Genomic DNA, 16,579 nt, shown 5'->3' with positions numbered 1-16,579 from the left:
TTAGGGGGAAACTCAATGGGCAAAAGCCTCGAAAACAGATTTCACATCGCGCAAAAAATGCTGCGCTATGTAGGCTGGTCGCTGGTATGGCTGTTGGTCTGGGACGTGATCGTCACGGTCGACTACATGATCTTCCTCGACCGCAAGATCAAACTCCCGAACCTGCCGCTGACATTGCTGGGCTCGGCACTGGTGGTTCTGACGAGCTTTCGCAACTCCAGCGCCTACGCCCGCTGGTGGGAGGCGCGCACGCTCTGGGGGACCATGGTCAACAGTTCGCGCAGCTTCGGCCGCCAGGTGCTCACGCTGATCGACGACCAGGACGGCCAGAACCCGCTCAAGGCTGTGCTGCTGCGCCGGCACGTCGCATATGTGCGCTGCCTGGCGGCGCATTTGCGGGGCGAACCGATGCCCGAGAGCGTTGAAGCGCTGCTGACACCGGCCGAGTATGCTCGCCGCCAGCAGACCAAGAACTACCCGAACGACATTCTCAACTTCACGGCCGGGCTCATTGCGCAGGAGTACAAGGCCGGGCGCCTGGACAGCATCCGCCTGGCGCGGATCGAGTCGACATTGGTGGATATTTCCAATGCCCAGGGCGGCATGGAGCGGATCGCCAACACGCCGCTGCCTTACCCTTACGTGGCGTTTCCGCGGCTGTTCATCACGCTGTTCTGCATGATAGTGCCGATCGGCCTGGTGGAAACGCTGGAGTGGTACACGCCGCTGGCGTCCACGGTGGTGGGGTTCATGCTGCTCGCAATCGAGCGCATCGGCACCGACCTGCAGAGCCCCTTCCAGCCCAGCGAGCACCAGATCCGTACCAACGATCTGTGCGACAACATCGAAGGCAACCTGCTGACCATGCTGCGCGACGCCCAGAAGGTGGGCGCCGCGCCAGCCGAAGGCGTTTAGCGCAACTCGCCGCAGAGGTCCTGCTCGACCAGCGTGCGCACCTCACGCTGGCTCAGGCCGATGCCCAACAGCCCGTGCAGCTTGCCGAAGGCGGCTTCTCGGGTCATGCCGCCGCCGGAGAGCACGCCGGCTTCACGCAAGCGGCTGCCCGCTTCGTACACATCCAGTTCCACACCGCCTTCATGGCACTGGGTGATCGCCACCACCACTACATCGTGGCGCCGGGCGTGTTCCAGTGCCTCGATGAACGCCGGATTGTCGCTGGGCCCTGTGCCACTGCCGTAGCACTCCAGCAACAGGCCCTCGATGCCGCTGTCGACCGCCGCGCGCAGCAACTGTGCGTCGAAGCCGGGCGTGAGCGGCAGGGTGGCAACCTTCGCCAATGCCTTTTGCTGGCGATAGGTGAGTTGTGGGGGCAAATGCTCGGCCGGCTTCACGCCGCCGTTGCGCTGCAGCGCCGCGAACGGGCGGCGGCCGAAGCTGCGGATCTTGGCACAGCGGCTGGGCGAGATCAGCTCGCCATGAAAGTACAGGCGCACTCCGGCAGGCTGGCCTTGGGCCAATGCACTCAAGGCACCGTTGACGTTCTCCCAGGCATCGCTGTCGCGTGCGCCCGCAGGCAGCATGGAGCCGGTGAACAGCACCGGAGCAGGCAGCCCAAGCAACTGGAAGCTCATCGCTGCGGCACTGTACGCCAGCGTATCGGTGCCGTGCAGCACCAGTACCGCGTCACAGCCGTCGGCGTCGACCGCCTGCACGATGGCCTCGCGCAGTTGCTGCCAGTAGGCAGGGGTCATGTTGGCGCTGTCGATCAGCGGCTGCATCTCGCGAAAGCTCCAGTGCGGCACGTTCTGCGCAGGCAGGCTGGCCAGCTGCTCGCGCATGCGCGCTTCGAAGCCTGAGGCTGGGGCCAGGCTGCCGTTGGCATTTTGCAGCATGCCAATGGTGCCACCGGTGTAGAGCACGCGAACGTGCTGGGCGGGAGTCGCGGTCATGATCAGTTCTCCGTGGCGATCACGCCGCTGCGGTCGAGCAGGGCCTGGGCCACCAGTTGGGTAACATCAACCAACGTTTTGTTGGTGTTCAAGGAGGCCAGCAGCGGCAGCTCGGTGCATGCCAGCAGGACGGTGTCGGCCTCGATCTGCGACAGCAGCGCCTCGAAGCGCGCGTTCAGGCCCGGATAGGCGGCGCCGTGAGCCTTGATGTCGTAGATCAGCTGGTGCAATGCCTCGCTGTTGGGGGCTGCTTCGCAAACGGCCACTTGCGGCAGGTTGCGGTAGGGCGACCAGTTGCCCAGTGCTGCGACCTGGCGCCCGCCCAGCAGGCATAGCCGGCGCGTTCCGCTGCGGTGTATCCAGTGTTCGAGCACCCCCTGAAACGACACGAACTCACTGTTGAGTCGCAGGTCGAGGATGCGTTCGGCGAATAGGTTCAAGGTATTGCAGGCGATGGCGAAAGCGGCCACCTGGCCGTCGAGTGCGTAGATCGCATCGCGCAGTGCCTGCCAGACCTTTTCTTCGGTTCTTTCCAGTTCCATCGACAGGCCCAGTTCCGGCTCGGAAACCAGGCGCACTGCCGGGGCGTCGATGTCGCCCCGGAAGGCCGAGCCCAGCCGCCGGCGGTTTTCCACCAGCAGCTTGGCCCACATGTCCATGCCCGCTTCGGGGCCGGAGCCGGTGATGATTCCCAACCGCGGGCGCGCTTTGTACAGCGCGCCCGACAGGTCGGTGTCGCTCATCAGTGTTGCGCCTGCGGCGCGGCTTGAGTGTTGGCCTGGGCGTTGGCGCCAGGCTTGGTCGGCCAGGCCTGGGGGTCCAGATCGAGGTCGGCGAACTTGCTGGCGTCGAACACCGGCACCTTCACGCCCGCCTTGCGCTGGCCGTCGTAATCGGCCAGCAGGCGCAGGCCGATGTTGAACAGCAGGAACAGCGCGATCAGGTTCACGAATGCCAGCAGGGTCATGGTGATGTCGGCGAAGGCGAAGACGGTCGTCAGGTCTTCCATCGCGCCCCACACCACCAGTGCCAGCACCAGCGCGCGGTAGGCCCAGACGGCATCCTTGCGCTCACCCACGATGAAGCGCAGGTTGTTCTCGCCCAGGTAGTAGTTGTAGAGCATCGAGGTGAACACGAAGAGCGACAGTGCCACGCTGATGAAGATCTTGCCCCATGGGCCTACCACAGCAGCCAGTGCATCCTGGGTCAGGACGATGCCGTTGATGGTCGAGCCGGCGGTGTAGATGCCCGACAGCAGGATCAGCAGCGCGGTGCAGGTGCAGATCACGAAGGTGTCGAGGAACACGCTGAACGCCTGGACTACGCCCTGTGCAACCGGGTGCTCGACCGAAGCCACGGCGGCGACGTTGGGCGCACTGCCCAGGCCCGCTTCGTTCGCGAACACGCCGCGCTTGACGCCCATGATGATGGCGCTGCCGACCAGGCCACCGAACACCTGGTCCAGGCCCAGGGCGCTCTTGACGATGGTCATCAACATCTCGGGAACCAGCTCGTGTTGCAGCACGATCACGTAGAGGGTTACGCAGATGTAGGCCAGGGTTTTGACCGGTACCAGCAGGTCGGCGACCTTGGCGATGCGCTTGATGCCGCCGATGAACACCAGGGCCATCAGCACCGCCAGGGCGATGCCCGAGTAGCGGGTGTCGAAGGCGAAGGCATCGTTGAGCGAGGTGGTGACGGCGTGCGATTGCAGGCCGTTGAAGGCGAAGCCGAACGTTATCAGCAGCAGGAAGGCCATGACCATGCCCAGCCAGCGCTTTTTCAGGCCGTGCTGGATGTAGTAGGAAGGGCCGCCGATGTACTGGCCATCGGAGCCGCAGCGCTTGTACAACTGCGCCAGGGAGCATTCGAAGAAGCTGCTGGCCATGCCGACCAGGGCGGTGACCCACATCCAGAACACGGCGCCTGGGCCGCCGAGGGTAACGGCGACGCCGACACCTGCGATGTTACCTGCGCCGACGCGGCCTGCCAGGCTGAGCATCAGGGCCTGGAACGACGACAGTTGGGAGGAGCTGCTGCGCAAGCTGTCGCGGAACACCGCGAACATGTGGCCGAAATGACGCATTTGGACGAATCGCGAACGAATCGTGAAATAACTGCCCAGGCCGACGATGAGTACGATCAGTACCTTGCCGGAGAGGAAGTCGTTTAGGGCTTCCAGCATTGAGTAAACCTCGCTGATGTTCTTTTTCTGATGGCGAACTCGGCCGGTGCGGGCTTGTGGCCGCAACCCCGATCCGAGGGCGCAAATGGTTGGCGATTGTGCCGCCGCTAACAAGTTCGCGGGTTGTTAGAAAATGGCGCTGGTTGATGCTACCTTCGCACCATCCAGCGCCAATCCGACGAGCCGAATCATGCGCGAGCATTTTCCGACCAACCTGCAGTTGCTTTGCCGTCACTACCGCTCAATCGCCGAGGTTTGCCGGCAACTGGGCATCAACCGTGCCCAGTTCAACAAATACCTCAGCGGCCAGACCCAGCCCACCCCCTTCAACCTCAAGCGCATCTGCGACTTCTTCGGGGTCGAGGAGTATGAAATCGGCCTGCCGGAAGAGCAGTTCTCCCGATTGATCGGCGTACGCCGGCGCCCGTCCAGCGTGAAGGCGGACAAGTCCGCCCCGCGTGGCATTCTCGAGCACCTGCGGCAGTGTTCGTCCCCTGAACTGAGGGCCCTGACGGGGTACTACTACGAGTACTACCATTCCATGTCCATGCCCGGGTACATCCTCTGCGCGCTGGTTCACCTGCGCGAAGAGGGCGGGCACTATACCTATGAACGCAGCGAACGTCTGCAAAGCCGGGCCGGGCCCAGTGAGGAGTTCGAGCGCTATCGATACCTGGGCGTGGCCTATTACCTGCAGAATCGGCTGTTTTTCCTCGACTACGAGTCGCTGACGTCCAACGAGATTTTCTCAGACAGTTCTCATCCCCAGTTACAAGTCACGCATCACTCGGCTCAACGGCCTGAAGATTGGCGTTTCTTCCACCGACCACCGCGCACCGGCCTGCAGCCGCGTGGTGTGGGAGTTCCTGGGCCAGCAGATCAACCGGGTAAGCACCTACCGCAAGGTGCGCTTGCATACCCCGGACTCACCCGATATCGATGACGACATCAAGGCTCGGCTGGCCGATACGCGCTTGAACAATGGGTTGTTCCAGATCGGCAGTTGAAGTCCGCAGGAGCAGGAATCCAGCGCGGCGCCGTTCGTCGCCGGGCATAACAATAATGAAAAAGGAGGTTTCCGATGCCACGCTTGAAGCTTGCTGTAGCCGGTACCGGCGCAATGGGCCGCCGCCATATCGAGCTGATCGGGCAAAGCCCCGACTGCGAATTGATTGCAGTGGCCGATCCGGTGGCGCTGGCCGTTGGCGATCTGAATGTTCCTCGGTACGCAGACCTGCCCAGCCTGCTGGCTCAGGCGCGGCCTGACGGTGTGATTCTGGCCACCCCGAACGCCTTGCACGCCAGCCAGGCTCGGCAGTGCATCGAGGCCGGTGTCGCGGTGCTGGTGGAGAAACCCGTGGCTCACAGTGTCGAGGAGGGCCGCCAACTGCTCCAGCTCGCACAATCCTCGAAGACGCCCGTGCTGGTCGGCCACCATCGTGCCCATAGCCCCGTGCTGGCCAAGGCCCGCGAGATTATCGCCAGCGGCGTGCTGGGCGATCTGGTGGCAGTGCAAGGCAGTGCGCTGTTCTACAAGCCCACGGAGTACTTCGATGCAGCGCCCTGGCGGCAGCAGCCCGGTGGCGGGCCGGTGTTGATCAACATGGTTCACGAAATCGGCAACCTGCGCTCGCTGTGTGGCGAGATCGTGGCGGTTCAGGCCTTGCAGTCGAGCGCCGCACGGGGCTTTACCGTCGAAGACACCGTCAGCGTTGGCCTGCGCTTCGCGAACGGGGCCTTGGGCAGCTTCCTGCTGTCGGACTCGGCCAGCAGTGCACGCAGCTGGGAGCAGACATCAGGGGAGAACCCCGACTATCCCCGTTATGACGATGAAGACTGCTATGTGATCTGCGGCAAAGGTGGCTCACTGGCGATCCCGACCCTGCGCCTGAAATACCACGCCAAACCGGAAAGCCGCTCCTGGTGGCAACCTATGCAGAGCGAAATTGAGAGTTTCGAGCGCCAGGACCCGCTGGTGGCGCAACTGGCGCACTTCTGCCAAGTGATTCAGGGCAACGCCGCTCCTCTGGTCAGCGTGCATGATGGCCTGCGCAACCTGATTATCGTCGACGCTATCGCCGAGGCAGCGCGGACCGGGCAGGTGGTGCTCACGCCGCTGTAAAAGCGCGGGGCATGATCCTTGCCTCAGGTGGCCAGGTAATGACGCTGCGCGGGCTAATTGACGCCCGCCGACCCCGGACCGAGCAAGAGACTGCACATGGCCATCCCCTTAAGCGTAAAGATGTCGTTCCTGGACTTTTTCAAGGGCCTGTTCAAAGGGCGCCTGCTGATCCAGCGGCGCCTGATGAAACACCTCAAGGCACAACGTGAAAACTGGCCCAAGCACAAGCAATACACCCAGGGTTATTACTACCAGGGGCTGGAAGAGTTGGGCATCACCGGGGCCAAACCCACCGGTTTCCGCTTTCGCCAATACGACGTCGACCCCTTGCTGGCCAACGCCGATGTGCTGGATATCGGCAGCAACTGTGGATTCGTCAGCGCCTACTGCGCCAAGCGGGCGCGTTCGGTAACGGCAGTAGAGCTGAACCCTTATCTGAACCGAATCGCCGTCGACACGGCGCAGTACCTGAAACTGAACAACGTCACTGTCGTCGAGGCTGACTTCGCTCGCTTCGACTGCGAGCGGACCTTCGACGTGGTGCTGTCGTTTTCCAACCACCACACGATCGACGGCAACCTGAACATGGGTTTTGCCAATTACATGGAAAAAATCGCCAGCCTGCTCAAACCGGGTGGCTACCTGCTGTTCGAAAGCCACAATGTCTACGGCCCGGGCACCGGCGGGGAGGGCGATGACGGTGACATGGAAGAAAAGGTGCGCATCATGAACCGCTGGTTCAGCCTGGAGCGCTATCGGATGGTGCATTGTTTCCTGGAGCACGGCGTACATGACGTGAACAAGCTGTTCATCGTCGCGCGCCGCGCCGAGCAACCGGTGCCAGCAACGTTCAGCCTGCCGGAAGCGATTACGCGCTTTCACTACTGATGTGATTTGCCGCCGCGGTTCTTCAGCCATCGCCCAAGGCTCACCGGTGATCGACCTGTTCGGAGTACCCAATTGTTAGAAAACTTGACTAAACTTGATTTCCAACCTGCCAATCCCTACATTTCCGTCCATGCAAAACACCCTACATACCGAGTCGCTACGTGCAGCCCTTTCTCAACGTGGCTGGACGCAAAAAGAGCTAGCAGAACAGGTCGGCGTGTCAGCGCAGTCGGTCACTAACTGGCTGAAGGGAAAGGACTTTCCTCGTCCTGACAAGCTTCTCAAGCTAGCTACCCTGCTCCAGCTTTCGTTTTCTCAACTGGTTGTTCCTCCAGAGGGGCAACCGGTAGTGGCCTTTCGTAAAAAAGCCGGCACCAAGACCACCGATCAGCACATATCCAAGGCTATGGGTATCGGTAGCCTGCTTGTGCCCCTTGTCGCATTCCTGCCCAGGCTGCCAACCCTGCGCACGAAAATTTCGCTGCCTTCCCTGGCCTACTCACGCTTGCAAAGCGACGCTTTGCAGGTGCGTAACAAGCTGGGTGTTGGTGAGCTAAGCGTGCTGGGCTACGAGGCGTTGATTTCCGAATTCAAGGCATGTGGAGCTGTGCTTGTGCCGGTCCTGTGGGGGCACAAACAACAACACAAAAATGCTCTGCACATTTTGCTGCCGGCCTCTGATGTCACTTTTGTATTCGTCAACCTCGATACGAAGCTGGAGGATTTCAAGTTCTGGATGGCTCACGAGCTAGCGCATGTCTATACCCCTGAGCTGGCTGGAAGTAACGAAGGAGAGGATTTTGCGGATGCTTTCGCTGCAACCTTGTTATTTCCCGAGGCGTGTGCACGCTACGCCTACGAACAAGTCAAACAGGCAAAGAGCATTGCTGGTGAGATTGAAGCCTTTCAGCGCCATGCCAGGCATCATCAAATCTCTTTGAATACGGTGTTTCAGCAAACGCGACGATTTGCCGCCGAAAAAGGCCTGCCGCCGTTGCTGGTGGATGAGAAGACGATTCATCAAGTACGTAACCGTCGCGAGCCTAAGATGGTCAGCTCGACGTTGTTCGAGCCGACACCACCCGAGCCCGCCCAGTATCTCGCCGCAGCATCGAATATTTTTCAGTCGGAGTTTTTTTTGGCACTCAGGCGCATGATCCGCGAGCACTCAACCGGGCCGTCGTATGTGCAGCAGATCATGGACGTTTCGCTCCGTGACTCAATCGCTCTGCACGGAGAGATGGCACGTTGAGCGGTCCGTCCACGCTTGTCCTGCTTGATACCAATGCCTACCTGAGGCTTGCGAAACGCATACGCCCCATGCTCGGCATTGCGTTTGGTCAGAAGAGATATGTTCTGACCATTCTGGATGACGTGGAATCCGAGATGCATCGAAGCAGCACGCTCAAGTCGAAGTTTCCATGGTTCGATGCTGAGGACCTGGCGGCAGAACGACTTGCAAAACGGATTCGCCTGAGCGGCGAAGAAAAAGCTCAGCTGGAGGTAGCCCAAAGTGTTTTGAGAGGCTGGGTTCTCATGAATTCGGCGATCTATACCACTGGCGGCAGATCACCACCTTCGCCGACAGACTGTCGAGTGCTTGCTTTTGGTCAGATCAGAAACTCTGTCGTTGTGACAGACGACTTAGGTATGCACACCCTGGCGGCAGATTTCGATATTTCGGTATGGCATGGTCCTGAGCTGCTCGAAAAAATGCTCACGGCCAAGCTAATTGATAATTGCCAGGTCAAGAGTATCTTTGATGCGCTGGAGCTTAATGGTGACTTGACTAGAACATGGCGTGACGCGAAACACACGGTTTTTGTGAAGCTATTCGGTAAGCGCGGAATGTAAAGATAGGGCATGAGAGCGTCCTCAAGCCTTGCGACGTATGCATCGAAGCTTGTGAACCTTTTTTACGGTCTGTTAATCACCCTGGTCTTTGCCGGCAAGACCAAGGTTTCCGATGCTGTAAAAAAAGCCCCAAAGGCAGCGCCTTCGGGGCTTGAAAGGTGAGAGGTGTCTAGTCCCTCGACCTGGTGAGACGGTTCGGCGATCAGGCCTTCAGCGGCACCAGCCGCGGCGCGATCATGTTTTCCGGGCGCAGAATGTCGGCCAGCATGGCCTCATCGAGCAAGCCCTCTTCACGGACCAGTTCCAGCACGCCGCGGCCGGTTTCCAGCGCAGTGCGGGCGACGCGGGTGGCGTTCTCGTAGCCGATGTAGGGGTTCAGTGCAGTGACCAGGCCGATGGAGTGTTCCACCAGCTCGCGGCAGCGCTGTTCGTTGGCGGTGATGCCGACGATGCAATGCTCACGCAGCATGTCCATGGCCCGTTGCAGCAGGCGGATCGAGTCGAAGATCTTGTAGGCGATCAGCGGCTCCATCACGTTCAGTTGCAGCTGGCCACCTTCTGCGGCGACGGTCAGCGCCAGGTCGTTGCCCATGATTTCGAAGGCGACCATGTTCACCGCTTCCGGGATTACCGGGTTGACCTTGCCCGGCATGATCGAGCTGCCTGGCTGGCGGGCCGGCAGGTTGATCTCGTTGATGCCGGTGCGCGGGCCGCTGGAGAGCAGGCGCAGGTCGTTGCAGATCTTCGACAACTTGACCGCGGTGCGCTTGAGCATGCCGGAGAACAGCACGAAGGCACCCATGTCGGAGGTGGCTTCGATCAGGTCGGCAGCCGGTACCAGCGGCTGGCCACTGATGGTCGCCAGGCGCTGTACGGCCAGGGCCTGGTAGCGCGGGTCGGCGTTGATGCCAGTACCGATGGCGGTGCCGCCCAGGTTGACCTCGGTCAGCAGCTCAGGCGCCAGGCTGCGCAGGCGGTTCAGGTCTTCGGTCAGGGTGGTGGCGAAGGCGTGGAATTCCTGGCCCAAGGTCATCGGCACGGCGTCCTGAAGCTGGGTGCGGCCCATCTTCAGCACGTGCGAGAACTCCTGGCCCTTGGCTGCGAAAGCCTGGATGAGGCTGTCGAGGCTGGCCAGCAACGCGTCGTGGCCCAGCAGCAAACCCAGGCGAATGGCGGTTGGGTAAGCGTCGTTGGTCGACTGCGCCATGTTCACGTCATTGTTGGGGTGCAGGTGCTTGTATTCACCCTTTTGCTTGCCCATCGCTTCCAGAGCGATGTTGGCAATCACCTCGTTGGCGTTCATGTTGGTAGAGGTGCCGGCACCGCCCTGAATCATGTCCACCACGGAACTGATCGTGGAAATCACCGCGAATCAGCCGTGCGCAGGCTTCGCTGATCGCCGCATGCTTGGCATCGCTCAAGTGGCCCAGCTCGCGGTTGGCATCGGCGGCAGCCTGCTTGACCATCGCCAGGCCCACTACCAGCTTGGGGTAGTGCGACAGCGGAACGCCGGTCAGGCGGAAGTTGTTGACCGCCCGCAGGGTCTGAATGCCGTAGTAGGCATCGGCCGGAACTTCGAGAACGCCGAGCAGATCTTTTTCGATGCGAAAGGATGCAGCGGAGGACATGATAGAGGTAGTCTCTGTGTTGGCCCGGCCAGTGCCGGAATGCAGGTAATACTGCGCCTGGAGCCCGAAACAGGCCAATGCTGTTCCTCGCTGGCCTATGCACAAACGGCATAACGATACGTGTGACCTGCTCTTGTGCACGAGCGTGTGCAACCAGGTGCAACTCCGAGCGAGCTTGATGAACCTTGAAACCAAATGGCTGGAAGATTTCAGCGCCCTGGCCGCTACTCGCAGTTTCTCCCAGGCTGCCGAGCGGCGCTTCGTGACCCAACCGGCGTTCAGCCGGCGCATCCGCAGCCTGGAAGCGGCCTTGGGCCTGACACTGGTAAACCGCTCGCGAACGCCGGTCGAGCTCACGGAGGCAGGCCAGCTGTTTCTGGTCAGCGCACGCACGGTGGTCGACCAATTGGCCGAAGTGCTGCGCCACCTTCATCATCTGGAGGGCGGGCAGGGCGAGGTGGTGCAGGTCGCCGCTGCGCATTCGCTGGCACTGGGGTTCTTCCCGGGCTGGGTCGCGCAGTTGCGCAACGAGGGGTTGCCCATGGCTACGCGCCTGGTAGCGACCAACGTCGGGGATGCTGTGCACGCTCTGCGCGAAGGCGGCTGCGACATCATGCTGGCCTTCTACGACCCGGATTCTGCGATGCAGATGGACCCGGAGATCTTCCCCTCGCTGCACCTGGGCACTACCGAAATGCTCCCGGTGTGCGCGGCCGACGCTGAAGGGCGGCCGCTGTACAACCTCGATGCCGACGCCAGCGTGCCGCTGCTGGCATACAGCGCCGGGGCTTTCCTGGGCCGATCTGTCAGCGGCCTGCTGCGCCAGCGCAATTTGCGATACACCACGGTTTACGAGACCGCGATGGCCGACAGCCATAAATCCATGGCGCTGGAGGGCATGGGCGTGGCCTGGGTGCCGCGATTGAGCGTGCGTTCGGAACTGGCGCGTGGCGAGCTGGTGGTGTGCGGTGAGCCGCATTGGCAGGTGCCGCTGGAAATCCGGCTGTACCGCTGTGCGCTGGTGCGCAAGGCCAATGTTCGCCTGCTGTGGCGCAAGCTCGAAGCCAAGGCGGCTCAGGGCGAATAGCCGACGATTGCTGCGCGCGCATGGCAAATGATTGCGATATACTGCGCGGCCTTCGGCCGGTCAGCGTACAGGCCGGCCCTTTTCCCAAGCCACGCCCTGCTGCGTGGCTTGTTGTTTTTTGACGCGCCGCGCGGCGCCACGATGAATGAGGCTCGACGATGAGTGCACTGGTTGGCGTGATCATGGGCTCCAAGTCCGATTGGTCCACCCTTAGCCACACCGCCGATATGCTGGAAAAGCTCGGTATCCCCTTCGAAGTGAAGGTGGTCTCGGCCCACCGGACCCCCGACCTGCTGTTCCAGTATGCCGAGCAGGCCGAAGGCCGCGGCATCGAGGTCATCATCGCCGGTGCCGGCGGCGCGGCTCACCTGCCGGGCATGTGTGCGGCCAAAACCCACCTGCCTGTGCTGGGCGTTCCTGTGCAGTCGTCGATGCTGTCGGGCGTAGATTCGCTGCTGTCGATCGTGCAGATGCCCGCTGGCGTGCCAGTGGCCACTCTGGCTATCGGCAAGGCGGGCGCGATCAACGCCGCGCTGCTCTCGGCGAGCATCCTCGGTGCCAGGCACCCCCAATTCCATCAGGCGCTCAAGCAGTTCCGCGACGAGCAGACCCGTACGGTGCTCGACAACAGCGACCCGCGCCAGGCTTGAGGTTCAGACCATGAAGATCGGTGTCATCGGTGGCGGCCAGCTGGGCCGCATGCTGGCCTTGGCGGGTACTCCGCTGGGCATGAATTTCGCGTTTCTCGACCCAGCGCCTGACGCATGCGCGGCGGCGCTCGGCGAGCACCTGCGCGCCGACTACGGCGACCAGGATCACTTGCGCCAACTGGCCGACGAAGTCGACCTGGTGACGTTCGAGTTCGAAAGCGTACCGGCTGAAACCGTCGCCTTCCTTTCGCAATTCGTGCCTGTTTTCCCCAGTGCCGAAGCCTTGCGCATCGCTCGCGATCGCCTGTTCGAGAAGTCGATGTTCAAGGACCTCGGCATCCCGACGCCCGCGTTCGCCGACATCCTCTCCCAGGCCGACCTGGACGCGGCCGTGGCGAGCATCGGCCTGCCGGCGGTACTCAAAACCCGTACGCTCGGCTACGACGGCAAAGGCCAGAAAGTGCTGCGCAGCACTGATGATGTGGCCGGCACTTTCGCCGAACTCGGCAGCGTGCCTTGCCTGCTCGAAGGCTTCGTGCCTTTCACCGGCGAGGTGTCGCTGGTGGCCGTTCGTGGCCGCGACGGTGAAACCGCCTTCTACCCGTTGGTGCACAACACCCATGAAGCCGGCATCCTGCGTTTGTCCGTAGCCAGTTCCAGTCACCCGCTGCAGGCGCTGGCTGAAGACTACGCAGGCCGCGTGCTGGACAAGCTGGGCTATGTCGGCGTGCTGGCATTCGAGTTCTTCGAGGTCGATGGGGGGCTTAAGGCCAACGAAATCGCACCGCGCGTGCACAACTCCGGGCACTGGACCATCGAAGGCGCCGAGTGCAGCCAGTTCGAAAACCACCTGCGTGCCGTTGCCGGCCTGCCGCTGGGCTCCACGGCCAAGGTGGGTGAGAGTGCGATGATCAACTTCATCGGCAACGTTCCGGATGTGTCGGCGGTGCTGGCAGTCGAGGATTGCCACCTGCACCATTACGGCAAAGCCTTCAAGGCCGGCCGCAAGGTAGGCCACGCCACGCTGCGCAGCGAAGACGCGGCCACTCTGGAAAAACGCATCGCGCAAGTGCAGGCCCTGGGCTGAGCTGGAACCAACGCCCGGCCCCGGGCCTCTGATGGCTGACGCCGCGCTACGCGGCACGCTATCAGGAGAGTGTCATGGGGATTATCGGAACGATCATCATCGGTTTCATCGTTGGCCTGCTGGCCCGGTTTCTGAAGCCAGGCGATGACAGCATGGGCTTCATCATGACCGTGCTGCTGGGGATCGGCGGTTCGCTGCTGGCCACTTATGGTGGCCAGGCGCTGGGTATCTACCAGGCCGGCCAGGCGGCAGGTTTCCTCGGCGCGCTGGTTGGCGCGATCGTGCTGTTGGTCATCTACGGATTGATCACCAGGAAAAACTGAGCCTTGCCAGGGGCGCCCTTGCGGGCGCCGCTGCGTCAGAACCGCTTGTGGATGTGATCTCCGATGATGGCCCGATTCTGGTCGCTGTATCGGTAGCAGTTGGAGCGTAAACTCACGCGCTCCGGGATCATGTAGGTCTCGCAGAACCAAGGGTTGTTCAGTACCTGGCTGGCTTCATGGGTAGCTGTGAGCATATGCCCCAGCTCGTGCCCGGGTGCTGCATAGGCAGAGGTGCTGGCGATCCCGTAAGCCCCGCCAATTTCCGCAACGCCGCGTAGCCGGTCATTGATGTCATCTCCTGTAAACAGCAAGTACAGCTTTGCCCCGTTGTGGTCCCGCGTGCTGAAGGTAGCGTCGTCGGTGCCTCCCACCGCTTGGCGGAACTGCCTGATGGCCCGTGCTTCATCCGGGGCCTGGTATGGCACGTCGGTGATGCCGGGCACAGAGCGCCGGTAGTCGATCTCTACCGGGTACGGCTGTATTTTGTGCATCTCGTCCAGCCAGGGGTCGAAGTACTCCTGTGGCGATGCCGCGATGGGCTCGGGCACATCGTCGTGGATGAACACATACACCTTCAGGCTATTGGCCTGTGCTCCGGCCGCGAAGGCCACGGCGAGGGCAAGTGCCAGGGTTTTAAGCAATGCAAGCATGTAATCAACGTCCATGTTGTGAAGGGGCGGTGATTGTGCAGAGCTCGGCCCTGAACCTGCGGGGTAGTTGAGAGTTCGAGCGGGTAGGAGTACTCAAAGCGAGCTGTCAGACCAATCTTCGCGTTTTTGATATAGGTGCGTAATCGATGCTTCGAATGTTGTTATGCGGGCTTTGTGTATGGGCGGGCGTGGCCATCGCTGCCGAGCCACCGGAAACCGACTGGTTGGCGTTGATGCCCAAGTCCGATCAGAAGGCGCTGGAGCAGATGCCCGAGATCGACCACAACTCTCCGGAGTCGGCTGGCCAATTCACTGGCAAGGGCGGCCTGGAAAACCCCAAGGGCTTGCCGGCGGTGATGTACTCGACAAAGACAGTCCCGGCCATGGACGGCAAGCTGATCCGCATCGGTGGCTACCCGGTGCCGTTGGAGACCGACGCCAAGGGCCGAGGCACGCTGTTCTTCCTGGTGCCCTACCCGGGCGCCTGCATCCATGTGCCGCCGCCACCGCCTAACCAGCTGATCCTGGTGCGCTATCCCAAGGGGCTGAAGCTTGCTGATATCTACACGCCGCTTTGGGCGATCGGCACGCTGAAGGTGGAAAAGGTGAGCAACGACATGGCCGACGCTGCGTATGCGATGGATGCGTCGACCGTGCGCGTCGTGAAGGAAGAAGATCTTTAAAGCGGCTCGCTGCTCAGGCGATAGCCCAGGCTATGGCTTTCACCCGGTGCGAGGGTGGCCACATCGCCCAACACGTTTGCAGTCTCGATGCAGAACATGTGCTGCCAGCCGTCGTTGGCCATGTCCACGAACGCGGCAGCGCGCTCGATCCATGGGTTCCAGATAACGGCTGAAGCCGAGCCGTGAGTGTCGATCAGCACTCGGCGCTTCCATTCGTGGTCGGTGATGGCCAGGCGCTTGGGCGTATCGAGGTAGATGCGGTCGGTTTCCCCGGCCACTTCCAGTGCTCCTTCCTGGGTACGGGTTTCCCAGTTCTCGAGGGTTTCGATGTAATCCAGGCCGTCGACTTCGTCCACGCTGATCTGGCGTACGTCGCTCACGGCGAAGTAGGTGTGCAGCGCCTGGCTCAGCGTGATCGGCTGTTGGCCGAGGTTGCGTGTGGCCAGGTCTATCGACAGGTCGTCACCTAGCTCGATGGTCAGGCGCAGCTCGGCCTGCTGGGGCCAGCCAGGCAGTTGGCCATTGGCCTGGGGCAGGCTGAAGGTCACGCGCACTGGGCTACGATCGCTTTCGATCCCCTCGAGTACCCAGTTCATCGCACGTACCAGGCCGTGGGCTGGCGCTGCGTCTTCTGCCTGGCGCATGGCCTGGACCGAATCCGGGTTCTTCGAAAGGTTACCGAACCATGGCCAGCAAACAGGCACACCGCCCCGGATCGGGGTGCCAGGCTTGAAGGTGGCCTGGTCGTTGAGCCAGATCAGCGGCTGTTCGCCGTGGCGGCGGTAGCTGACGACCTGCGCACCCTGCTCGGTGACCAGCAATTCAGCACGGCCATCGTCGATGCGCCAGCATTTGAGTTCACCCAGGGTTACGGCTTCGACCTTCGGCGTTGGCATTCGAACTTCCTCGTTCAGAGAGCTTTGCGTGGGCGATTGACCACGCGCACGCCGGCAAGTTTAGCTGCGCCGTGGCACCGAGCGGGTGCGGCCGCGGCTGTCGATGGCAACGAACACGAAGGTGGCTTCGGTGACCTTGCGCCACTCGCTGGACAGCGGATCGTCGCTCCACACCTCGACCATCATGCGGATCGAGCTACGGCCGGTTTCCAGTGTGCGGGTATAGAACGACAACTGCGCGCCAACCGAAACAGGCACCAGGAAGGCCATGCGGTCGATGGCTACCGTTGCTACGCGCCCACCTGCCAGCTTGCTGGCCATGGCGGTGCCGGCAAGGTCCATCTGCTGTACCAGCCAGCCGCCGAAGATATCGCCGAAACCGTTGGTTTCGCGCGGCAGGGCGGTGATCTGCAAGGCCAGATCGCCTTGCGGTATCGGATCTTCCTGTTCGAGTTCGATCATGCGGGGTGCCTCTGGCCCAGGCGTTGAACGATGGTAAGCGGCTCAGTATATAGAGCTGTACTAGCGCGCATAACCGTTCAACCACAGATATATGTGCTTTTTCAAGCTATTTGCTATCTTCGCACGCCTGCCAGCCTTCACTTATAAGAGAAAT

General features: G+C 61.6%; 17 protein-coding genes and 2 pseudogenes. 11 read left to right on the top strand and 8 right to left on the bottom strand.

Features of this window, described 5'->3' with window-relative positions; genetic code table 11:
• Nucleotides 1-15 precede the first annotated feature (15 nt).
• Nucleotides 16-915 (top strand): bestrophin family protein, encoded by a 900-nt coding sequence (locus LN139_RS21115; protein WP_236356601.1) that lies wholly within the window; start codon nt 16-18, stop codon nt 913-915.
• Here the strand turns inward: LN139_RS21115 and LN139_RS21110 are convergent.
• The 3 genes from LN139_RS21110 to LN139_RS21100 are packed head-to-tail and all read right to left on the bottom strand — an operon-like array spanning nt 912 to nt 4,095.
• Nucleotides 912-1,910, bottom strand: a complete 999-nt coding sequence (locus LN139_RS21110) for an asparaginase (protein ID WP_236356599.1) — start codon at nt 1,908-1,910, stop codon at nt 912-914. The two genes, LN139_RS21115 and LN139_RS21110, sit on opposite strands and share 4 nt — an antisense overlap.
• A gap of 2 nt (nt 1,911-1,912) precedes the next feature.
• Entirely contained in the window at nt 1,913-2,653 is a 741-nt protein-coding gene (locus tag LN139_RS21105) for an aspartate/glutamate racemase family protein (protein WP_236356597.1), read from the bottom strand.
• The gene (locus tag LN139_RS21100) at nt 2,653-4,095 is read right to left on the bottom strand and encodes an alanine/glycine:cation symporter family protein (protein WP_236356595.1); all 1,443 of its coding nucleotides are present in this window, start codon (nt 4,093-4,095) and stop codon (nt 2,653-2,655) included. Before LN139_RS21100 ends, LN139_RS21105 begins: the two co-directional genes overlap by 1 nt.
• 190 nt (nt 4,096-4,285) lie before the next feature.
• Between LN139_RS21100 and LN139_RS21095 the strand changes: the two are divergent.
• Nucleotides 4,286-5,102, top strand: a pseudogene (locus tag LN139_RS21095) (helix-turn-helix domain-containing protein).
• Here the strand turns inward: LN139_RS21095 and LN139_RS21090 are convergent.
• A complete protein-coding gene (locus LN139_RS21090) occupies nt 5,022-5,183 on the bottom strand; it encodes a hypothetical protein (RefSeq protein ID WP_236360613.1) in 162 nt (53 codons plus the stop codon). The pseudogene LN139_RS21095 and the gene LN139_RS21090 sit on opposite strands and share 81 nt — an antisense overlap.
• Between LN139_RS21090 and LN139_RS21085 the strand changes: the two genes are divergently transcribed.
• The 4 genes from LN139_RS21085 to LN139_RS21070 all read left to right on the top strand — a co-directional run bounded on the left by LN139_RS21085 (nt 5,177) and on the right by LN139_RS21070 (nt 8,959).
• Entirely contained in the window at nt 5,177-6,217 is a 1,041-nt protein-coding gene (locus tag LN139_RS21085) for a Gfo/Idh/MocA family protein (RefSeq protein WP_236356593.1), read from the top strand. The two genes, LN139_RS21090 and LN139_RS21085, sit on opposite strands and share 7 nt — an antisense overlap.
• A 96-nt stretch (nt 6,218-6,313) precedes the next feature.
• On the top strand, nt 6,314-7,105 hold the full coding sequence (locus LN139_RS21080) for a class I SAM-dependent methyltransferase (protein ID WP_236356591.1): 792 nt from the start codon (nt 6,314-6,316) through the stop codon (nt 7,103-7,105).
• 94 nt (nt 7,106-7,199) lie between these two features.
• Nucleotides 7,200-8,357: an XRE family transcriptional regulator gene (locus LN139_RS21075; protein WP_236356589.1), complete on the top strand. Its 1,158-nt coding sequence runs from the start codon at nt 7,200-7,202 to the stop codon at nt 8,355-8,357.
• A complete protein-coding gene (locus LN139_RS21070) occupies nt 8,354-8,959 on the top strand; it encodes a hypothetical protein (protein ID WP_236356588.1) in 606 nt (201 codons plus the stop codon). The genes LN139_RS21075 and LN139_RS21070 overlap by 4 nt, the downstream gene beginning before the upstream one ends.
• Nucleotides 8,960-9,161: 202 nt before the next feature.
• On the opposite strand, the pseudogene LN139_RS21065 reads toward LN139_RS21070, so the two are convergent.
• Nucleotides 9,162-10,587, bottom strand: a pseudogene (locus tag LN139_RS21065) (aspartate ammonia-lyase).
• Between the two features lie 178 nt (nt 10,588-10,765).
• Here LN139_RS21065 and LN139_RS21060 point away from each other — a divergent pair.
• The 4 genes from LN139_RS21060 to LN139_RS21045 all read left to right on the top strand — a co-directional run bounded on the left by LN139_RS21060 (nt 10,766) and on the right by LN139_RS21045 (nt 13,734).
• Nucleotides 10,766-11,674 carry a LysR substrate-binding domain-containing protein gene (locus LN139_RS21060; protein ID WP_236356586.1) on the top strand — a complete coding sequence of 303 codons (909 nt, stop codon included), beginning with the start codon at nt 10,766-10,768 and terminating at the stop codon, nt 11,672-11,674.
• Between the two features lie 158 nt (nt 11,675-11,832).
• The gene (gene purE / locus LN139_RS21055; protein WP_236356584.1) at nt 11,833-12,324 is read left to right on the top strand and encodes a 5-(carboxyamino)imidazole ribonucleotide mutase; all 492 of its coding nucleotides are present in this window, start codon (nt 11,833-11,835) and stop codon (nt 12,322-12,324) included.
• Between the two features lie 10 nt (nt 12,325-12,334).
• Complete coding sequence (locus tag LN139_RS21050; RefSeq protein ID WP_236356582.1) at nt 12,335-13,411, top strand: 5-(carboxyamino)imidazole ribonucleotide synthase; 1,077 nt, start codon at nt 12,335-12,337, stop codon at nt 13,409-13,411.
• 74 nt (nt 13,412-13,485) lie between these two features.
• On the top strand, nt 13,486-13,734 hold the full coding sequence (locus LN139_RS21045) for a GlsB/YeaQ/YmgE family stress response membrane protein (protein ID WP_236356580.1): 249 nt from the start codon (nt 13,486-13,488) through the stop codon (nt 13,732-13,734).
• 35 nt (nt 13,735-13,769) lie between these two features.
• Here LN139_RS21045 and LN139_RS21040 read toward each other — a convergent pair whose 3' ends face one another.
• Entirely contained in the window at nt 13,770-14,384 is a 615-nt protein-coding gene (locus LN139_RS21040; RefSeq protein WP_236356578.1) for a hypothetical protein, read from the bottom strand.
• A 146-nt stretch (nt 14,385-14,530) separates the two neighbouring features.
• On the opposite strand from LN139_RS21040, the gene LN139_RS21035 reads away from it, so the two are divergent.
• Nucleotides 14,531-15,067: a DUF3299 domain-containing protein gene (locus LN139_RS21035; protein WP_236356576.1), complete on the top strand. Its 537-nt coding sequence runs from the start codon at nt 14,531-14,533 to the stop codon at nt 15,065-15,067.
• Here the strand turns inward: LN139_RS21035 and LN139_RS21030 are convergent.
• Both LN139_RS21030 and LN139_RS21025 read right to left on the bottom strand, forming a co-directional pair.
• Nucleotides 15,064-15,963: a D-hexose-6-phosphate mutarotase gene (locus tag LN139_RS21030; protein ID WP_236356574.1), complete on the bottom strand. Its 900-nt coding sequence runs from the start codon at nt 15,961-15,963 to the stop codon at nt 15,064-15,066. The genes LN139_RS21035 and LN139_RS21030 overlap by 4 nt on opposite strands.
• A gap of 60 nt (nt 15,964-16,023) precedes the next feature.
• Nucleotides 16,024-16,425 (bottom strand): acyl-CoA thioesterase, encoded by a 402-nt coding sequence (locus tag LN139_RS21025; protein ID WP_097088042.1) that lies wholly within the window; start codon nt 16,423-16,425, stop codon nt 16,024-16,026.
• Nucleotides 16,426-16,579 lie beyond the last annotated feature (154 nt).

This window comes from Pseudomonas sp. KNUC1026 (assembly GCF_021650705.1).
Taxonomy (GTDB): Bacteria; Pseudomonadota; Gammaproteobacteria; order Pseudomonadales; family Pseudomonadaceae; genus Aquipseudomonas.
Note: the sequence above shows the minus strand (reverse complement) of the source record. Positions and strands in the feature narration are given on the sequence as shown.

Excerpts from the sequence above, each read along its gene's own strand:
- LN139_RS21040 (WP_236356578.1), bottom strand. The coding sequence starts at position 14,384 with ATGCTTGCATTGCTTAAAACCCTGGCACTTGCCCTCGCCGTGGCCTTC.
- LN139_RS21080 (WP_236356591.1), top strand. The coding sequence starts at position 6,314 with ATGGCCATCCCCTTAAGCGTAAAGATGTCGTTCCTGGACTTTTTCAAG.
- LN139_RS21115 (WP_236356601.1), top strand. The coding sequence starts at position 16 with ATGGGCAAAAGCCTCGAAAACAGATTTCACATCGCGCAAAAAATGCTG.
- purE (WP_236356584.1), top strand. The coding sequence starts at position 11,833 with ATGAGTGCACTGGTTGGCGTGATCATGGGCTCCAAGTCCGATTGGTCC.
- LN139_RS21085 (WP_236356593.1), top strand. The coding sequence starts at position 5,177 with ATGCCACGCTTGAAGCTTGCTGTAGCCGGTACCGGCGCAATGGGCCGC.
- LN139_RS21045 (WP_236356580.1), top strand. The coding sequence starts at position 13,486 with ATGGGGATTATCGGAACGATCATCATCGGTTTCATCGTTGGCCTGCTG.
- LN139_RS21100 (WP_236356595.1), bottom strand. The coding sequence starts at position 4,095 with ATGCTGGAAGCCCTAAACGACTTCCTCTCCGGCAAGGTACTGATCGTA.
- LN139_RS21060 (WP_236356586.1), top strand. The coding sequence starts at position 10,766 with ATGAACCTTGAAACCAAATGGCTGGAAGATTTCAGCGCCCTGGCCGCT.
- LN139_RS21050 (WP_236356582.1), top strand. The coding sequence starts at position 12,335 with ATGAAGATCGGTGTCATCGGTGGCGGCCAGCTGGGCCGCATGCTGGCC.
- LN139_RS21110 (WP_236356599.1), bottom strand. The coding sequence starts at position 1,910 with ATGACCGCGACTCCCGCCCAGCACGTTCGCGTGCTCTACACCGGTGGC.
- LN139_RS21030 (WP_236356574.1), bottom strand. The coding sequence starts at position 15,963 with ATGCCAACGCCGAAGGTCGAAGCCGTAACCCTGGGTGAACTCAAATGC.
- LN139_RS21035 (WP_236356576.1), top strand. The coding sequence starts at position 14,531 with ATGCTTCGAATGTTGTTATGCGGGCTTTGTGTATGGGCGGGCGTGGCC.
- LN139_RS21025 (WP_097088042.1), bottom strand. The coding sequence starts at position 16,425 with ATGATCGAACTCGAACAGGAAGATCCGATACCGCAAGGCGATCTGGCC.
- LN139_RS21105 (WP_236356597.1), bottom strand. The coding sequence starts at position 2,653 with ATGAGCGACACCGACCTGTCGGGCGCGCTGTACAAAGCGCGCCCGCGG.